We start from the raw sequence: 16859 nt of genomic DNA on the forward strand, positions 1-16859 counted from the left end.
CGTCGGGAGGTCTGCCGAGGGACAGCCACTAGGACAACGGACGGGGACGGCGGAAGGTGCCGCGTTCGCGCCACCAAAAGTGACGGCGCGCTCACGCAGAGGTGTGTGATGCCGTCGTCGGCGTGGCGGGCACGGGCTCGGGACGGCGGGGATGTGCTCGATGTGCATCGGTGAAGGCGGGGCCGCACGTCGGCGAGAAGCACGGGTAAAGACATGGCGGCGGGGTGCGGCCCGGAGCAGAATCGGGCGATGGAACCCGTGACCCTGAGCACCACGCGCCTGCTCCTCCGCACCCCGGTCCCCCAGGACATCGACGCGGTGTACGAGGCCGCCCAGGACCCCGACATCCAGCGCTGGACCACGCTCCCGTCGCCGTATCTGCGTGAGCACGCGGCGGATTTCGTCGGGCGGATGGTGCCGGACGGCTGGGCGGACGCCTCGATGTTCACCTTCGGTGCCTTCCTCCCGGCCGGGGACCTCGTGGGCATGCTCGGCCTGACGATGCGCTCACCCGGCGTCGCCGAGGTGGGCTTCTGGACGGCGAAGGAGCACCGCGGCTGCGGCTACATCACGGAGGCGACACTGGCCGCGGCGCGCTGGGCCTTCACCGAGCGGTCGATCGACCGGGTGGAGTGGCGCGCGGAAGTGGGCAACGAGGGCTCCCGCGCGGTCGCGCGACGCGCGGGCTTCGCCCTGGAGGGCACCCTGCGCGCGGCGTGCAACAACAAGGGCGTGCTGCGGGACTGCTGGGTGGGCTCGCTCCTTCCGTCGGACCTGGGCCTGCCGTCGTCGGTGCCGTATACGGCGTGCCCGTAGCGCGGGCCCGCACCGGGCGCGGAGGCGGCCCCACTGTCAGTGCCGCCCTCTACGGTGTGCCCATGCCGAGTCTTCCGCGCCCCGTCATCGATCTGACCGCCGACGAAGCCCGCCGCATCGCCCTGCGCGCCCAGGGCTTCCTCGGCGCCCCCGACCGCAAGGCCGGTGTCCGCGGGGTCCTCCGTCATCTGGGAGCGGTCCAGCTCGACACCATCTCGGTCCTCGCCCGCTCCCATGAACTCATCCCGTACGCCCGCCTCGGCGCCATAGGGCGCAAGGCGGTCGACACGGCGTACTGGACCCCGCCGACGGACGGTACGAGCGCGGCCCGGCCCCACGCGTTCGAGTACTGGTCGCATGCCGCGTGCATCCTCCCCCTCGAGGAATGGCCCCACTTCGCGTTCCGCCGCCGGGCCTACCGCGCGCGCCCGCACTGGAACCACACGCTGCCGGACGGGGCGTACGACCAGGTCGTCAAGCAGTTGCGCGCGGAAGGCCCCCTCACGGCCACGGACCTCGGCGGCGCGAAGAAGACCAGCGAGTGGTGGGACTGGTCCGGCACCAAGGTCGCGGTGGAGCGTGCGCTGATGTACGGCGAGGTGGTGTGCGTCGAGCGCCGCGGCTGGAAGCGCGTGTACGACCTCGCCGAGCGCGCCGTTCCCGAGCATCTCCTCCATGACCGGCTGGACGACGCCGAGTGCCTGCGCCGTCTCGTACACCTCGCCGGCCAGTCCCTCGGGGTCGGCACGCGCGCGGACCTCGCGGACTACCACCGCCTCAAGGGCGATCAGGTCGACGCGGTGATCGCGGACTCGGGTCTGGTCCCGGTGACGGTCCAGGGCTGGTCCAAGCCCGCCTGGGCGGACCCGGAGGCCCTGCGCACCCCGCCGCGCGGCCGTCACCGTACGACGCTGCTGTCCCCGTTCGACTCACTGATCTGGGAACGCGCGCGCACGGAGCGGATCTTCGGCTTCACCCACCGTCTGGAGGCGTACGTCCCCAAGCCGAAGCGGGTGTACGGCTACTTCGCGATGCCGGTCCTCGCCGGTGGACGGCTGGTGGGCCGGGTGGACCCCGCGCGCGAGGGCCGCACGCTGGTCGCCAAGCAGGTCACGCTGGACGGCCCCCGGGCCGTCCCGGCGGTGGCGCAGGCCCTGTCGGAGGCGGCGAGTTGGGTGGACTGCTCCGACGTCCGCGTGGAACGCGTGGACGACGCGGCCCTGCGCGAGCCCCTCGTACGGGAGTTGACCCGGGCGCTGGGCTGACGCCGACCCCGGTCACCTGCCACCGACGGGCCCCACTGGCGAATCCCGCTAGCGGATCTCGAGGATCTTCTCCCGCATCGCGTAGACCACGGCCTCCATCCTGGAGTGCAGTTGGAGCTTCTCCAGGATGTTGCGCACATGGTTCTTCACGGTGTTCTCGGAGATGAACAACTCCTTGGCGATGTCCCGGTTGTTCATTCCCGTGGCGACGAGCTTGAGGACCTCCAGCTCCCGGTCCGTGAGCCGGGGCGCCGGGACCAGCCGGCGCTCGTCGGTGCGCTGGATCATCGACTTGAACTCGGTGAGGAGTTTCGACGCCATGGACGGGCTGATCTGTGACTGCCCGTCGGCGACCGCGCGAATGGCCGTGGACACCTCGTCCGTGGAGATCTCCTTGAGGAGGTAGCCCGTCGCACCCGCCTTGATCGCGTCGTAGAGATCGGCCTCTTCGTCACTGATCGTCAGCATGATGATCTTCGCGCTGGGCGCCACCTCCTTGATGGAGGTACATGCCTCGATCCCGCCCCGCCGGGGCATCCGCACATCCATCAGCACGATGTCGGGCAGCAGATCGGCCGCCTTGTCGACCGCCTCCGCGCCGTCCCCGGCCTCGCCGACGACCTGGATGTCCTCCTCGGCCTCGAGCACGATCTCCAGACCGCGACGGAAGAGGGCGTGGTCGTCCACGACGAGAACCCTGATGGGTTCCTTGGGTTCCTTGCCCGGAGAGTCCGCGTCCGGGCCCCTGCCGACGCCGTCGTGGGCATCCCCGCCCCGCATCGGTCCGAAGCTGTCCGCCATCGTTCCTCCCCCTGAAGGCTGTGGCCTGTGGTCCTGTGCCATCGCCAACCCACGGCAACGGGCCACCGGTTGGGCCATTGCGGCCATGATTCCATGCCTGGGCGACCGTCATGTGACGGAGCACGGCGCAAGCGGTCGCACGCCGGTGCCCCTGGGGGCGCACAGGGCTCACCAGGGGCACCGGTTCAGTCATCGCGCGACGGGGTCAGCCGCCGAGCGTCCCGCCTACCTCGGCCGACTGCGTCTGGGTCACCATCTGATCCGTACTCAGATGGATGACGCCGTAGTCGTACGCGCGCCGCCGGTAGACGACGCTGGGTTGCTTGGTCTCGGAGTCGACGAACAGATAGAAGTCGTGCCCGACCAGCTCCATTTCGTAGAGCGCCTGGTCGAGCGACATCGGGGAAGCGACGTGGGTCTTCTCGCGGACGACGAGGGGGCCTTCGCCCTGCACCTCGAGCGATCCGATCTTCCTGGTGGGCACGCCCTCCGGCTCCTCCGCCGAGACGACGCTGCCGTTGACGTCGAGCGTCGCGGCGCCCGGGACGTGGTCGGGCACCTCGGCTGCCGTGAGCCTGCGAACCCCCCGGCGGGTGTGGCGCTTGTCGTGCTGCTTGCGCAGCCGGGCCTCTAGCTTCTCCGCCGCCAGGTCGAGTGCCGCGTACGGATCGTTGGCGGCTGCCTCCGCCCTGATCACCGGCCCGCGGGTGCGGAGCGTGATCTCCACACGGTCGGAACGGTCGGCTTGTCGGGGGTTGGGCTCCTTGGACACCTCGACGTCGAGGCTGATCACCTTGCCATCGAGCTTCTGGATCTTGTCCAGCTTCAGCTTGTCGGCCACGTGCTTCCGGAACCGCTCGGGCACCTCGGTCTTGCGGCCCTTGACGACGATGTCCACGCAGAACTCCGTTCCCGGATCGCTCCGCACCCCTGGCGGAGCATCTCCCTTGTGCACCAGGTTCCGGCGATCTCCGGAACCTCGGACTCGGTGACGTCCACCTCCTGCCCCCATAGGCGAGATCTCTCGACCCCATTGCCGCGGGTTATGAAAAACGCGCAGCACGGCATTCGTATGCGAGGGGGCGGCTTCTGCGTTTCCCTCACAACCGAACATATCTCGCCCGGACGGATGTCGTCACCCTCTACTGCCGCGTACCTCCGTTCAGGCGAAATGACCTGCTCACTACCTGCAACGATGCAAGTTCGCCGTCAGTTCCGGATGATTTCGAAAGAATCCCGCGACGCGGCGATCACGGCCGCGCGGATACCGTCTCCGACACTGTGTCCAGCGGTCATTCCGTACGGCGCCCGGAACCCACGATCCAGTTCCGTCGACCGCGTCGCGTTCCATGGCCCCTTTGCTTCCCCGGCGCCGCGCGAATACACCTGCGCGCGCTGTCTCTCCGGCGCCTCCGTCACGTCGAGCGCCTCCCGCACGGCACGCGCCGCCTCCGCCAGCGAGGCGCCCGTCGTCATCAGGTCGTCGACGAGGACGACCCGGCCACCCGCCAGCAGCCCGGCGCCCCCTCGGGCCACCTCCAGGGCGCCCGCGAGATTGGCCAGCCGCTCCCGGGAGCCGAGGCCCGACTGGTCGGCCACGGCCCGCCGTTGCCGCAGCACGGCCGCCACCCGCGCCGCCGTACCGGCCCGGCGCAGCTCGCCCGCCGCCGCGAGCGCGATCCGCCGCGCGGGATCGTGCCCTCGCGCCCGCACGGACCGACGCGCCGACGGCACGGGGACGAGCAGTACGGGCACCCGAGCGCTGTCCAGACCGGCCCGGCCGCCGTCAAGACCTGCCCGATCACCGTCAAGACCAGCGCGTACCGCCCCGGCCAGAGCCGTCCCCAGCGGCCGGGCGAGGGCGAGGACGCCCCGTTCCTTGTGCGCGAGGATCAGGGCACGCACGGCACCCCCGTACGGCGCCGCCGCGTGCACCACCGGCAGCCCGGCCGGTGCCGGCACCGGCCGCACCCGGCGCGGCGCCCTTCCGTGGAGCGCCGCACGGCACTCCGGGCAGAGCACCGCGCGTGGCCTCCCGCAGCCTTCGCACTCGGCCGGCAGCACCAGGTCGGTGAGGTCGCCGGTGAGCCGCTGCCACCACCCCCGCATGCCCACCACTGTGCCCGCGCCCGCGGCGGCCCGCCAGCCCTGTGGACAACGGCCTGTGGACAACCGGGACCTTCAACGGTGACTTCGGCGGCGGCCGAGGCCGCGGAGACACAGGACGAGAGGCGCACCACCGCGGACGCGACGGGCCTCGTGGTGCTCGGTGCCTCCCGCGTCGACTCAGCCCGGGTAGACGGGAGCCGTCCCCTCCTTGACTACCTTCTGCCACTGCGCCCCGGCGGACAGCCGTACGATCCCGTCCTCCGAGTAGGCCACCAGCGGCAGCCGCTCGTCCTCGGACGCCGCGATCTGCTTCACCCCCGTGAGTGAAGCCGGTGAATTGCCCGTCGGGGTGGAGCCGTCGACCTGCACGTAGCGCATCTGCAGCACTCCGCCGGACTCCTGCCCGACCACCACGAGCCGGCTGGTCCCGGCCCATGACATGGCCGTGACCTTCTCCCACTGCGGCGTCACCGAGCGCAGCCCGAGGACCGACACGTCGGACTCGCCGCCGTTGCCGCTCTCCCGTTGCACCCGCCCGATCTGCAGGGACGTCTTGCCCTTCTTCTCCACGATCAGCGCGATCCGCACGCCGTCGGCGGCCACCCGCACCGCGTCGATGCGCCCGTCGAGACCCGGCGTACGCACCTCCACCGGCTTGCCCGCCCCGTTGCGCAGCATCAGCAGCCTCGGCTGCTTCTGATCGCGGTCGGCCACCCACAGATTGCCGCCGCCGTCCCAGCTCGGCGTCGTCAGCCGGTCGTCCGGCGAGGCGCCCTGGCTGACCACCGCGGCCCCGAGCGAGGCGCCCGAGGCCATCGACGCCACGTACAGGTTCTGCCCGTCGGCCGAGACCCCGGCCGCCGTGTCCTCGTTGCGCGAGACGGCCGCCGCGCGCAGGTTCGCCTCCGTCTCACCCAGCGCGCCCAGCACCGGCTCGGGGTCCCTCGAACCGGAGGCGGACAGCCGCACCAGCCGGTGCTTGCCGTCGATGAAGTACTCGTACTCGGGCTGCTTGGCCATGCTGTGCGCGGCGATGATCTCGGCCCGTTCCTCGTTCAGCTCGCACAGCTTCCTGCCGCCGGAGCCCTGCAGCTCGACGCGGTTCACGCCGGTCGGCGTCAGGTCCTGGAGCGTGAACAGCAACTGCGCGGCCATCTTGGTGCACTGCGACCGCCCGACCCGGTCGGCCCTCTGGTCGAGCGGCACCGTCAGCTTGTTCTGGTCGTCGGGCGACAGCGTGGTGACGTCCTTGCGCAGCGCGGTCCCCCGCGGGAACCCGGACGTCGCCACGGGGGCGAGCCAGCGCGTGGGCCCCTTCAGCAGCGTGCGGACCATCGACGTCACGGGGTCCACCTTGCTGCGTACGTACACCGGGTCGGCGACAGTGCTCAGCCGCCCGCCTGTCGCGGTGGGCACGTTCGAGGCGTAGTAGTACTTGTTGACCGACATGTAGTTGCGCTGGAAGTCGGACTTGCCCATGACCACACCCTGCGGCAGCGCGTCGATCCGCCACTGGTGGGTCTTCTTCACCATCGTGAGGTGCACCGTCCCGCTGTAGTCCCCCAGCGCCGGTGTGTACGCGTGCTGCGCGTCCACGACAGCGACCTTGCTGCCGGTCAGCGTGAACGCGTACTCGTCGCCCGCCTCCCGGCTGCCGGTGGGCTCGGGGACGGCGTTCGGCCCGTCGGTGAGCACGGTGGTGGACCCGTCCGGGTCCCAGCGGCGCGAGGCGCTCTCCGTCAGGTACTTGCGCGCCGTCTCGTACTGCGGATCGTCCCCGGTCAGCGCCTCCAGGAAGCCCTGCACGATCTCCGCGGGCCGCGCGTTCTCGTGCGGCGGCATCGCGAAGACACGGACCTGCGCGTTCTGCCGCGGCGTGGACTCCACGCCGCGCACATCCCCGCTGTCCGGCATCGAGGCACACCCCGCCAGCAGCAGGACGCCGCACCCGGCGTACGCGGCCGTGCGCAGCGCACGCCGTCGGCCGCCCCCCTCAGCGCCCACGAAATGCCTCCCCTTGATCGCGTTCGCCGGGCCGGTCGCCGCTCTCCGCCGGGCCCTGTGTGCCGTCGTCCCGGCGCTGTTCGCCCCCGCCGGGCCGCGACACCACCCGCGCGCCGTTGCCCGGCAGCGCGGTCGGGTCGGCCGTGGGCGTCACCGTGACCGTCCTCGGCCCTATCGGGTCGCGCGGCGCCGGCACCTTGTCGTACGAAGGCGCTACGGGCACCGTGGCGGCCTTCTCGGCGCCGCCCCGCGACCCACCGGCGTCGTTGAGCCCGCGGTTGCGCCGCGAGTCCTTGGGCTCCAGGGGTATCGGCGACCCCCGCAGCGGCTCGTCCGCGGTCCGGGGCAGCGTCAACCGGAACTGCGAACCCCCGCCGGGCTCACCCCACGCCTGCAGCCAGCCGCCGTGCAGCCGCGCGTCCTCCAGGGCGATGGACAGACCCAGTCCCGTACCGCCGGTGGTCCGCGCGCGTGCCGGGTCCGCCCGCCAGAAGCGGCTGAACACCCGGGTCGCCTCGCCGGGCTTGAGCCCCACCCCGTAGTCGCGCACCGCCACCGCGACCGCACCGCCCGCCGCGGCGAGCTTGACGACGACGTCCTCGCCCTCACCGTGCTCGACCGCGTTGACGACGAGATTGCGCAGCACCCGCTCGACCCGCCGGGCGTCGGCCTCGGCCACGACCGGCTGCTGGTCACCGACCACGCGTATCCGCGTGCCCTTGCGCTCGGCGAGCGGCTCGGCCCCGCTGACGACCCGCCGCACCACGTCGCGCAGATCGATCGGCTCGGCCTCCAGCGCCGCCGCGCCCGCGTCGAAGCGGCTGATCTCCAGCAGATCCGCGAGCAGCGACTCGAACCGGTCCAGTTGGTCGGCGAGCAGCTCGGCGGACCGCGCGGTCACCGGATCGAAGTCCACCCGCGCCTCATGGATGACATCGGCCGCCATCCGCACGGTCGTCAGCGGAGTACGCAGTTCGTGCGACACGTCCGACACGAAGCGCCGCTGCATCCGCGACAGCTCCTCCAACTGCTGGATCTTCAGTTGAAGGTTCTGCGCCATCTTGTTGAAGGCCTCGCCCAGCCGCGCGATGTCGTCCTCGCCGGTGACCTTCATCCGTTCCTGAAGCCGCCCGGCGGACAGCCGTTCGGCGATGCCCGCCGCCATCCGTACGGGGGCGACGACCTGACGCACCACGAGCCAGGCGATGGCCCCGAGAAGCACCACGACGAAGAGCCCGGCGGTCGCCAGCGTCGTCTTGACCAGGCTGAGCGACTTCTCCTCCTGGGTCAGCGGGAAGAGGTAGTAGAGCTGGTACGGGTCCCCGTTCGGATCGTTGACCTGCTTGCCGATGATGAGCGCGGGCTGCGGGCCACGACCGTCGGTGTAGACGATGCGGGTGTAGCTCTGGGCCACGCCCGTGCCGGACTCGACGCGCTTGCGCAGAGCCGCCGGCACGCTCTGACTCGGATCCACCCCGCCCGAGGCACGCGGCCCCAGGCCGCGGTTGTCGTTGTCCACGGCCGTGGTGCCGAGCGTGACCACGTCGAAGGCACCCTGCCCACCGCTGGACAGCGACTCGACGAGGTCGCTCATCCATCCGCTGACGTTCTGCACAGGACTGTTGCCCGTACCGGAGTTGTCGTCCCCGCCACCGGCGCTCGCCGCGCTGTCGGCCCGCTGCCCGGCGACCGTGAAGCCGCCGACGGCCTGACTCTGCGAGGCCCTCACCTTGGCGTCCAGCAGGCCGTTGCGCACCTGCCCGATGACGACGAAACCGAGCAGCAGCACCACACCGAGCGACATCAGCAGGGTCGTGACCACGATCCTGAGCTGGATGTTGCGCCGCCACAGCCGTATCACCGGCAGCAGCGGACGACGCACCCAGCGCAGGAGAAGCCTGAGGACCGGGCTGCCCTGCACTCCACCGTGCAGCAGCCCGCCCTCGACGAACCGCCTCCACCCCGAACCCGTCCGCCGTCCGACAGGCCGCCCCGGACGGGCCCCCGGCCGACCGGACTGCGAAGCGGCACTGTCCTGGGACATCTCAGCTCGGTCCGGCCTTGTAACCGACGCCGCGCACGGTCACCACGATCTCCGGCCGCTCCGGGTCCTTCTCGACCTTGGAGCGCAGCCGCTGCACATGCACATTGACCAGGCGGGTGTCCGCCGCGTGCCGATAGCCCCAGACCTGCTCCAGCAGCACCTCGCGCGTGAACACCTGCCACGGCTTGCGGGCCAGCGCCACCAGCAGGTCGAACTCCAGCGGCGTCAGCGCGATCGACTGCCCGTCCCGCTTCACGGAGTGACCGGCCACATCGATCACGAGGTCACCGATGGCGAGCTGCTCCGGCGCCGGCTCCTCCGACCTGCGCAGCCGCGCCCGGATACGGGCGACCAACTCCTTCGGCTTGAACGGCTTGACGATGTAGTCATCCGCCCCCGACTCAAGGCCGACCACGACATCCACGGTGTCGCTCTTGGCCGTGAGCATCACGATGGGCACGCCCGACTCCGCCCTGATCAGGCGGCACACCTCGATGCCGTCCCGTCCGGGCAGCATCAGGTCGAGCAGCACCAGGTCGGGTTTGGCCTCGCGAAAGGCGGCCAGCGCCTTGTCGCCGTCGGCTACGAAAGACGGCTCAAAACCTTCACCACGCAGCACGATGCCGAGCATCTCGGCAAGTGCGGTGTCGTCGTCGACGACAAGGACTCGTCCCTTCATAAACGACATCATCCCATTAACTAAATCGTTACCTGGCGTGACCTGTCACACAGCACGGCGAGAGCCCCCGTGGTCACGGGCGACACGACACCCTCCTCGGTGACGATCGCCGTCACCAGTTCCGGCGGCGTCACATCGAACGCCGGGTTGTACGCCCGGGTCCCGAGGGGTGTCACCGGTATCCCGCCTCCCCCTTCCGCTCCCGCCGTCCACGGCACGGCGACCTCGGTCACCTCGTGTCCGGCCCGCTGCTCGACCTCGATCGACGCTCCGTCCGGCGTCGTCGCGTCCACCGTCGTCACCGGCGCCACGACGATGAACGGCACCCGGTGGTACCTGGCCAGCACAGCGAGGGGATAGCTCCCCACCTTGTTCGCCACCGAACCGTCGGCCGCGATCCGGTCCGCCCCGATCAGCACCGCGTCCACCTCCCCGGCCGCGAACAGCGAACCCGCCGCGTTGTCCGTGAGCACCGTGTACGGCATCCCGTTGCGGGCCGCCTCGTACGCCGTCAGACGCGCGCCCTGGAGCAACGGACGCGTCTCGTCCACCCACAGCCTGCTCAACCGCCCCGCCCGGTGCGCCTCCAGAGCCACCGCGAACGCCGTGCCCTCCCCACCGGACACCAGCGCCCCGGTGTTGCAGTGCGTCAGCACCCGGTGAACACCGCCGGGCAGCAGGTCGTCCAGCAGGGCGAGACCGTGCCGTGCCATCCGCGCGCTGGCCTCCGCGTCCTCCCGGTGCAACGCCCGAGCGGCACCGAGCGCCGCCTCGGCGGCCTGCCGCTGGTCACCACCACCGGCGAGCGCGGCCCGGTACGGAGCCAGAGCCCTGCGCACGCCTACCGCGAGGTTCACCGCGGTGGGCCGGGCACCCGCCAACTCGGCGGCGGCAGCGTCCACATCGACGCCCCGCGCGGCGGCCAGCGCGACCCCGTACGCCCCGGCGATCCCGAGCAACGGCGCCCCCCGCACGGCGAGCGTCCGGATCGCGTCCACCAGCGCGGACACGTCCCCACACACCAGCTCGGCCTCCTCGGCCGGCAGCCTCCGCTGGTCCAGAAGAACCAGTACGGGTCCTTCGGGCGGCTCCTCCCAGCGGATGACGGGAATCGGCGACCGGTTGTCCTTGCCGGATTGCGCGCACTGATCAGCCATGCCGTCAGTCTGCCCCCTACCCGGCGGACCATGGCAGGCCCTGCGGGCCGCACCACCCCCAGTCCCCCTGCGGGCCCCGCGTGGCACGATGGCTGCCAACTCGCCGCCGCACCCGCGGACGGGCACCGTGAAGGAGCGACAATGAACGACACTCCGGGCTGGGCCTCGCCCGGATCTGCCCCCTCGGACGGCCCGCAGCCGGACAACTCCGGCACGCAGCCTCCGGAGCAGCCCTCGGACCGAAGCGGTGCGGATCAGCCGCAGCAGCCTTCGACCTGGTCCCAGGAGCAGCCGCCGCCAGGGCAGTGGAGCGCTCCCCGTCCTCAGGGTCCCGGCCAGGTCCCGCCACCGCCCGGCTCCAACTGGGGCCGTCCTCCCGGTGGCCCCGGCGGCTGGGGTGGCCCGCCTCCCGGTCCCCGCGGCTACGGCGGCTGGGGCTGGGGACCGCCGCCCGCGGCCAAGCCCGGCGTGATCCCGCTGCGCCCGCTCGGCGTCGGCGAGATACTCGACGGCGCCGTCTCCACCATGCGTACCTACTGGCGCACGGTCCTCGGCATCTCGCTGGCCGTCGCGGTCGTCACGGAACTCTTCGTCATCCTGCTGCAGCGGTTCGTCCTCGACGACAGCTCCGCCACCGACACCCTCCGCGACCCCCATGCCTCCCCGTCCGAGCTGAGCCACGCCATGGGCGTCAGTCTGCTCAGCTCCGGCGCCCTCCTCCTGGTCACGCTGCTCGGCACCATCATCGCGACGGCCCTGCTCACGACCGTCACCAGCCGGGCCGTACTCGGCAAGCCCGCGACCATCGCGGATGCCTGGCGCGATGCCCGCCCACAGCTCGCACGGCTGCTCGGGCTGACGCTTCTGCTGCCGCTCATAGCCTTCGCGATCGTCTTCGCGGGAGCCGTCCCCGGCATCGTCATCAGCCTCACGGGCGCGAGCGCCGCAGGGGACGCACTGAGGAGCCTCGGCATCCTTGCCGGTGCGATCGTCTCCCTCTGGATCACGATCCGCTTCTCGCTCGCCTCGTCCGCGCTGATGCTGGAGAAGCAGAGCATCCGCAAGTCGCTGGGCCGCTCCGTGAAGCTGGTGCACGGTTCGTGGTGGCGGATCTTCGGCATCCAACTGCTGACTCAGTTGATCGCGTTCATCCTCGTGATGATCATCATGATCCCCTTCACCCTTCTCGCCGGATCGCTCAGCCAGCACGGCATGAGCGGCCTCCTCACGGGCGACACCAGCCGCCTCGGCTGGACGTTCCTCCTCGTCACCGGGGTCGGCTCGGTGATCAGCCGCATGCTCACCTTCCCGATCACCGCGGGAGTGATCGTGCTGCTCTACATCGACCAGCGCATCCGACGAGAGGGCCTCGACCTCGACCTGGCCCGCGCCGCCGGGGTCGAAAGCCACGGCTCGCAGGCCCCCACCCCGGGGAGCTGATGCGGTGAGCCCGGCGGGGGGAGCGCTGAGCGTCGCACTGGTGCTGTCGCACTCGGGGGACACACCACCGGTGACCGTCCCGCGCGACCCGGCGCGGGAGGCGGCCCGGGACGAACTGTCCAAGGGGATGTACCACGAGCACGACCCCAGCCTGCTGGAACGTGCCCTGGACGCCCTCTGGGACCGGGTCGCCCGGCTCTTCGGCTCGGCTTCGACCGTGACACCCGGCGGCTCGGTCGGCCTCCTGGTCATCGCGCTGGTGATCCTGGCGATCGCCGCGGCCCTGTGGTGGCGGCTGGGCACCCCGCGTCGCGCGCCCGCCTCGTCCACGTCCGTGCCGCTCTTCGGCAATCGCCCCCGCAGCGCGGCCGAACACCGGGCCGCCGCCGAGGCGCACGCCGCCCAGGGCCACTGGAACCAGGCCGTCCAGGAACGCATGCGCGCCGTCGTCCGCTCCCTGGAGGAACGCGCCCTCCTCGACCTGCGCCCCGGCCGCACCGCCGACGAGGCGGCGGCCGAGGCGGGCCGCTCCCTCCCGGCCCACACGGACCGGCTGCGCGCCGCCGCCCGCGACTTCGACGCCGTCGCATACGGCGGCCGATCCGCCGACGAAGAGACGTACCGCCGGCTCGCCGCCCTCGACGACGACCTGGAACACACCAAACCCCTCCACACCGACAGCACCCACAGCACGGCCCGCACCGCCCGCCAGGGAGCCGCCGGATGACCGCAGAGGCCACGCTTCCGCCCACCTCGGCCCCGCCCACCGCCCGCCAGACATGGACCCGGACGCGCGGTGTGCTGGTCGCCGTCGCACTCCTGCTGACCGGCGCCCTCGCGATCGCCCTGCTCCAGTCCGGCACCCGGCACGGCAGGCTCGACCCTCGCTCCGCCGACCCCTACGGCAGCCGCGCCGTCGCCGCCCTCCTCGCCGACCGGGGCGTGTCCACACGCGTGGTCACCACCGTCGACCAGGCCCGCACCGCCATCGGCCCCGACACCACGCTCCTGATCGCCGTACCCGATCTGCTGACACCGCACCAGCAGACGCTGCTGCGCGAGGCGACGCAGGACTCCGGCGGCCGGACGATCCTGATCGCCCCCAAGACCTCCGTCAGCGCCCTGGCCCCCGGGGTCTCGGCAGACCCCGTCACCAGCTTCGACCCGCTGCTCACCCCCGGCTGCGAGCTGCCCGCCGCCCGGCGAGCGGGCGCCGCCGACACCGGAGGCGTCCGCTACCACGCCGAGATTCCCGGGGCCGACACGTGCTACCCAAGCGAGGGCCGCCCCACCCTGGTACGCCTCCCGAACGGGGGCGGTGACACCGTCCTGCTCGGCGCCCCCGACATCCTGTACAACGACCGTCTCGACGAGCAGGGCAACGCTTCGCTCGCCCTCCAACTGCTCGGTTCCCGCACCCACTTGGTCTGGTACCTCCCCTCACTCTCCGACGCCCCGGCCGCTGACCAGGACCAGCGGAACTTCCTCGACCTGCTCCCCTCGGGCTGGCTCTGGGGCACGCTGCAACTCTTCATCGCGGCGGCCCTGGCCGCCCTGTGGCGGGGGCGCCGACTCGGCCCCCTGGTACCCGAAAGACTCCCCGTGGCGATCCGCGCCTCCGAAACCGTCGAAGGCCGCGCCCGCCTCTATCGCAAGGCCGACGCCCGCGACCGCGCGGCCGACGCCCTGCGCTCCTCCACCCGTACTCGCCTCGCACCCCTCGTCGGCATCCCGGTCGCCCAGGCGCACGCCTCCGAGGCCCTGCTCCCCGCGCTGTCCGCCCGCCTCCACGGCGACGGCCAGTCCCTGCACTCGCTCCTCTTCGGCCCGCCGCCCCGCGACGACGCGGCCCTCATCGCCCTCGCCGACCAACTTGACGCCCTCGAAGGAGAGGTACGCCGTCCATGATGGACCCGACCACTGACAACGCCGGGTACACCGGAGATCCGGACGCCGCCCGCGCCTCACTCGAGGCTCTGCGCGCCGAGATCGCCAAAGCCGTGGTCGGCCAGGACCCCGCCGTGACCGGACTCGTCGTCGCTCTCCTGTGCCGCGGACACGTTCTCCTTGAAGGAGTCCCTGGGGTCGCCAAAACGTTGCTCGTCCGCGCACTCGCGTCGGCGCTCGATCTCGACACGAAGCGCGTCCAGTTCACACCGGACCTGATGCCCAGCGACGTCACGGGCTCCCTCGTCTACGACGCCCGAACCGCCGCGTTCTCCTTCCAGCCCGGACCGGTCTTCACCAACCTCCTCCTCGCGGACGAAATCAACCGCACCCCGCCCAAGACCCAGTCGTCCCTCCTGGAGGCCATGGAGGAACGCCAGGTCACGGTCGACGGCACCCCGCACCCGCTCCCCGAGCCGTTCCTCGTGGCCGCGACGCAGAACCCGGTCGAGTACGAGGGCACCTATCCCCTCCCCGAAGCCCAACTCGACCGCTTCCTTCTCAAGCTGACGATCCCTCTCCCCTCCCGCCAGGACGAGATCGACGTTCTTACTCGCCACGCCGAGGGCTTCGACCCGCGCGACCTGCGTGCCGCCGGCGTACGCCCCGTCGCGAACGCGGCCGACCTGGAGAACGCCCGCACCGCCGTCGCGAAGACGACCGTCTCCCCCGACATCACCGCCTACGTCGTGGACATCTGCCGCGCGACCCGCGAATCCCCGTCCCTGGCCCTCGGCGTCTCACCTCGCGGCGCGACGGCCCTCCTCGCCACCGCCCGTGCCTGGGCCTGGCTGACGGGCCGGGGCTACGTCATCCCCGACGACGTGAAGGCGCTGGCCCTCCCGACCCTCCGCCACCGCGTGCAGCTCCGACCGGAAGCGGAGATGGAGGGCGTGACCGCCGACTCGGTCATCACCGCGATCCTCGCCCACGTCCCGGTCCCCCGCTGATGGCACTCACCGGACGCGCCACCCTGCTGGCGGCACTCGGCGCCCTCCCGGTCGGCATCTGGGAACCCGGCTGGACGGGCATCCTCGCCGTCAACGGCCCGCTCGCCCTCGCCTGCGCCTGCGACTTCGCGCTGGCCGCCCCCGTACGCCGCCTGGGCCTGACCCGATCCGGCGACACATCGGTACGCCTGGGCGAATCGGCCGAGGTGACGCTCACCGTCACCAACCCTTCCGGCCGCCCCCTGCGTGCCCGTCTCCGGGACGCCTGGCCGCCCAGCAGTTGGCAGCCCGGCACCGAAGTGGCCGCGTCACGTCACACGTTGACGGTCCCTCCGGGCGAACGCCGCCGCGTCACCACACGATTGCGTCCCACCCGCCGAGGCGATCGTCGCGCGGACCGCGTCACGATCCGCTCGTACGGACCCCTCGGCCTCTTCTCCCGCCAGGGCACCCACACCGTCCCCTGGACGGTGCGCGTCCTCCCCCCTTTCACCAGCCGCAAGCACCTCCCCTCCAAACTGGCTCGCCTACGCGAACTGGACGGCCGCACCAGTGTGTTGACCCGCGGTGAGGGAACGGAGTTCGACAGCCTGCGCGAGTACGTCCCGGGGGACGACGCCCGCTCCATCGACTGGCGGGCGACGGCACGCCAGTCCGCGGTCGCGGTACGCACATGGCGTCCCGAACGCGATCGCCACATCCTCCTGGTCCTGGACACAGGCCGAACCTCCGCAGGACGAGTGGGCGATGCCCCACGCCTGGACGCCGCCATGGACGCGGCGCTCCTGCTGGCAGCTCTGGCCTCCCGTGCCGGCGACCGCGTGGACCTGCTCGCCTACGATCGCCGGGTCCGCGCCCTGGTCCAGAACCGCGCCGCCCGCGAAGTGCTTCCCTCCCTGGTCGACGCGATGGCGACCCTGGAACCAGAACTCGTCGAATCGGACGCACGAGGCCTCACGGCCGCAGCACTCCGCACGGCCCCACGCCGCTCCTTGATCGTCCTGCTCACCACCCTGGACGCGGCCCCGCTCGAAGAGGGACTTCTCCCGGTACTGCCCCGCCTGACCCAGCGCCATACGGTGCTGCTGGCGTCGGTGGCGGACCCGCACATCGCTCGCATGGCCACTGCACGTGGCAGTACAGACGCGGTGTACGAGGCAGCAGCGGCGGCCACAGCCCAGACGGAACGCGCACGCATGGCCGAGCAACTACGTCGTCGTGGCGTGACGGTCGTGGACGCGACACCGGAAAATCTGCCGTCGGCGCTGGCAGACGCATATCTGGCGCTGAAGGCGGCAGGTCGTCTCTGAGGGAGACCGGCGGAATCGGGAGGTGGGGGATTTCCTCCCGAGAAATACCCCGTAAACGCAGGAAACCCCGCACCAAAAGGTGCGGGGTTTCCTCAATATTAGTTCGGCGGCGTCCTACTCTCCCACAGGGTCCCCCCTGCAGTACCATCGGCGCTGTAAGGCTTAGCTTCCGGGTTCGGAATGTAACCGGGCGTTTCCCTTACGCTATAACCACCGAAACACTATGAAACAGACAACCAGCAAGGGTTGTTCGTGGTTTCAGAACCAACACAGTGGACGCGAGCAACTGAGGACAAGCCCTCGGCCTATTAGTACCGGTCACCTCCACACGTTACCG

At 71.3% G+C, this 16859-nt stretch carries 14 protein-coding genes and 1 rRNA gene; 7 read left to right on the forward strand and 8 right to left on the reverse strand.

Going from position 1 to position 16859, the window contains the following annotated elements; all coding sequences use genetic code 11:
• The first annotated feature begins 249 nt into the window (after positions 1-249).
• A complete protein-coding gene (locus ACZ60T_RS23815; RefSeq protein WP_469667677.1) occupies positions 250-816 on the forward strand; it encodes a GNAT family N-acetyltransferase in 567 nt (188 codons plus the stop codon).
• Positions 817-878: 62 nt separating this feature from the next.
• Positions 879-2081 (forward strand): winged helix-turn-helix domain-containing protein, encoded by a 1203-nt coding sequence (locus ACZ60T_RS23820; protein ID WP_469667678.1) that lies wholly within the window; start codon positions 879-881, stop codon positions 2079-2081.
• Between the two features lie 48 nt (positions 2082-2129).
• Here ACZ60T_RS23820 and ACZ60T_RS23825 read toward each other — a convergent pair whose 3' ends face one another.
• The 7 genes from ACZ60T_RS23825 to mtnA all read right to left on the reverse strand — a co-directional run bounded on the left by ACZ60T_RS23825 (position 2130) and on the right by mtnA (position 10875).
• Entirely contained in the window at positions 2130-2882 is a 753-nt protein-coding gene (locus ACZ60T_RS23825) for a response regulator (protein ID WP_469667679.1), read from the reverse strand.
• Between the two features lie 205 nt (positions 2883-3087).
• Complete coding sequence (hpf, locus tag ACZ60T_RS23830) at positions 3088-3780, reverse strand: ribosome hibernation-promoting factor, HPF/YfiA family (protein ID WP_372505991.1); 693 nt, start codon at positions 3778-3780, stop codon at positions 3088-3090.
• A gap of 311 nt (positions 3781-4091) precedes the next feature.
• Positions 4092-4991, reverse strand: coding sequence for a ComF family protein (locus ACZ60T_RS23835; RefSeq protein ID WP_469667680.1), 900 nt, complete (start codon positions 4989-4991; stop codon positions 4092-4094).
• Positions 4992-5168: 177 nt separating this feature from the next.
• The gene (locus ACZ60T_RS23840) at positions 5169-6995 is read right to left on the reverse strand and encodes an LpqB family beta-propeller domain-containing protein (protein ID WP_469667681.1); all 1827 of its coding nucleotides are present in this window, start codon (positions 6993-6995) and stop codon (positions 5169-5171) included.
• Positions 6985-9039: an MtrAB system histidine kinase MtrB gene (gene mtrB, locus ACZ60T_RS23845; protein WP_469667682.1), complete on the reverse strand. Its 2055-nt coding sequence runs from the start codon at positions 9037-9039 to the stop codon at positions 6985-6987. The genes ACZ60T_RS23840 and mtrB overlap by 11 nt, the downstream gene beginning before the upstream one ends.
• A 1-nt stretch (position 9040) precedes the next feature.
• On the reverse strand, positions 9041-9730 hold the full coding sequence (mtrA, locus tag ACZ60T_RS23850) for a two-component system response regulator MtrA (protein WP_187283109.1): 690 nt from the start codon (positions 9728-9730) through the stop codon (positions 9041-9043).
• A gap of 8 nt (positions 9731-9738) precedes the next feature.
• The gene (gene mtnA / locus ACZ60T_RS23855) at positions 9739-10875 is read right to left on the reverse strand and encodes an S-methyl-5-thioribose-1-phosphate isomerase (protein WP_469667683.1); all 1137 of its coding nucleotides are present in this window, start codon (positions 10873-10875) and stop codon (positions 9739-9741) included.
• Between the two features lie 141 nt (positions 10876-11016).
• Here mtnA and ACZ60T_RS23860 point away from each other — a divergent pair, with 141 nt between their 5' ends.
• Genes ACZ60T_RS23860 through ACZ60T_RS23880 form a run of 5 tightly spaced genes read left to right on the forward strand, consistent with a single transcriptional unit; the run spans position 11017 to position 16522 of the window.
• Entirely contained in the window at positions 11017-12315 is a 1299-nt protein-coding gene (locus tag ACZ60T_RS23860; RefSeq protein WP_469667684.1) for a DUF7847 domain-containing protein, read from the forward strand.
• A 4-nt stretch (positions 12316-12319) separates the two neighbouring features.
• Positions 12320-13042, forward strand: coding sequence for a DUF4129 domain-containing protein (locus ACZ60T_RS23865; protein ID WP_469667685.1), 723 nt, complete (start codon positions 12320-12322; stop codon positions 13040-13042).
• Positions 13039-14223, forward strand: coding sequence for a DUF4350 domain-containing protein (locus ACZ60T_RS23870; RefSeq protein WP_469667686.1), 1185 nt, complete (start codon positions 13039-13041; stop codon positions 14221-14223). The genes ACZ60T_RS23865 and ACZ60T_RS23870 overlap by 4 nt, the downstream gene beginning before the upstream one ends.
• A complete protein-coding gene (locus tag ACZ60T_RS23875) occupies positions 14223-15212 on the forward strand; it encodes an AAA family ATPase (protein WP_469667710.1) in 990 nt (329 codons plus the stop codon). Before ACZ60T_RS23870 ends, ACZ60T_RS23875 begins: the two co-directional genes overlap by 1 nt.
• A complete protein-coding gene (locus ACZ60T_RS23880; protein ID WP_469667688.1) occupies positions 15212-16522 on the forward strand; it encodes a DUF58 domain-containing protein in 1311 nt (436 codons plus the stop codon). Before ACZ60T_RS23875 ends, ACZ60T_RS23880 begins: the two co-directional genes overlap by 1 nt.
• A gap of 101 nt (positions 16523-16623) precedes the next feature.
• On the opposite strand, the gene rrf is transcribed toward ACZ60T_RS23880, so the two are convergent.
• Positions 16624-16740, reverse strand: a 5S ribosomal RNA gene (gene rrf / locus ACZ60T_RS23885).
• Between the last annotated feature and the right edge of the window lie 119 nt (positions 16741-16859).

The organism is Streptomyces sp. NPDC104371, from assembly GCF_055583785.1.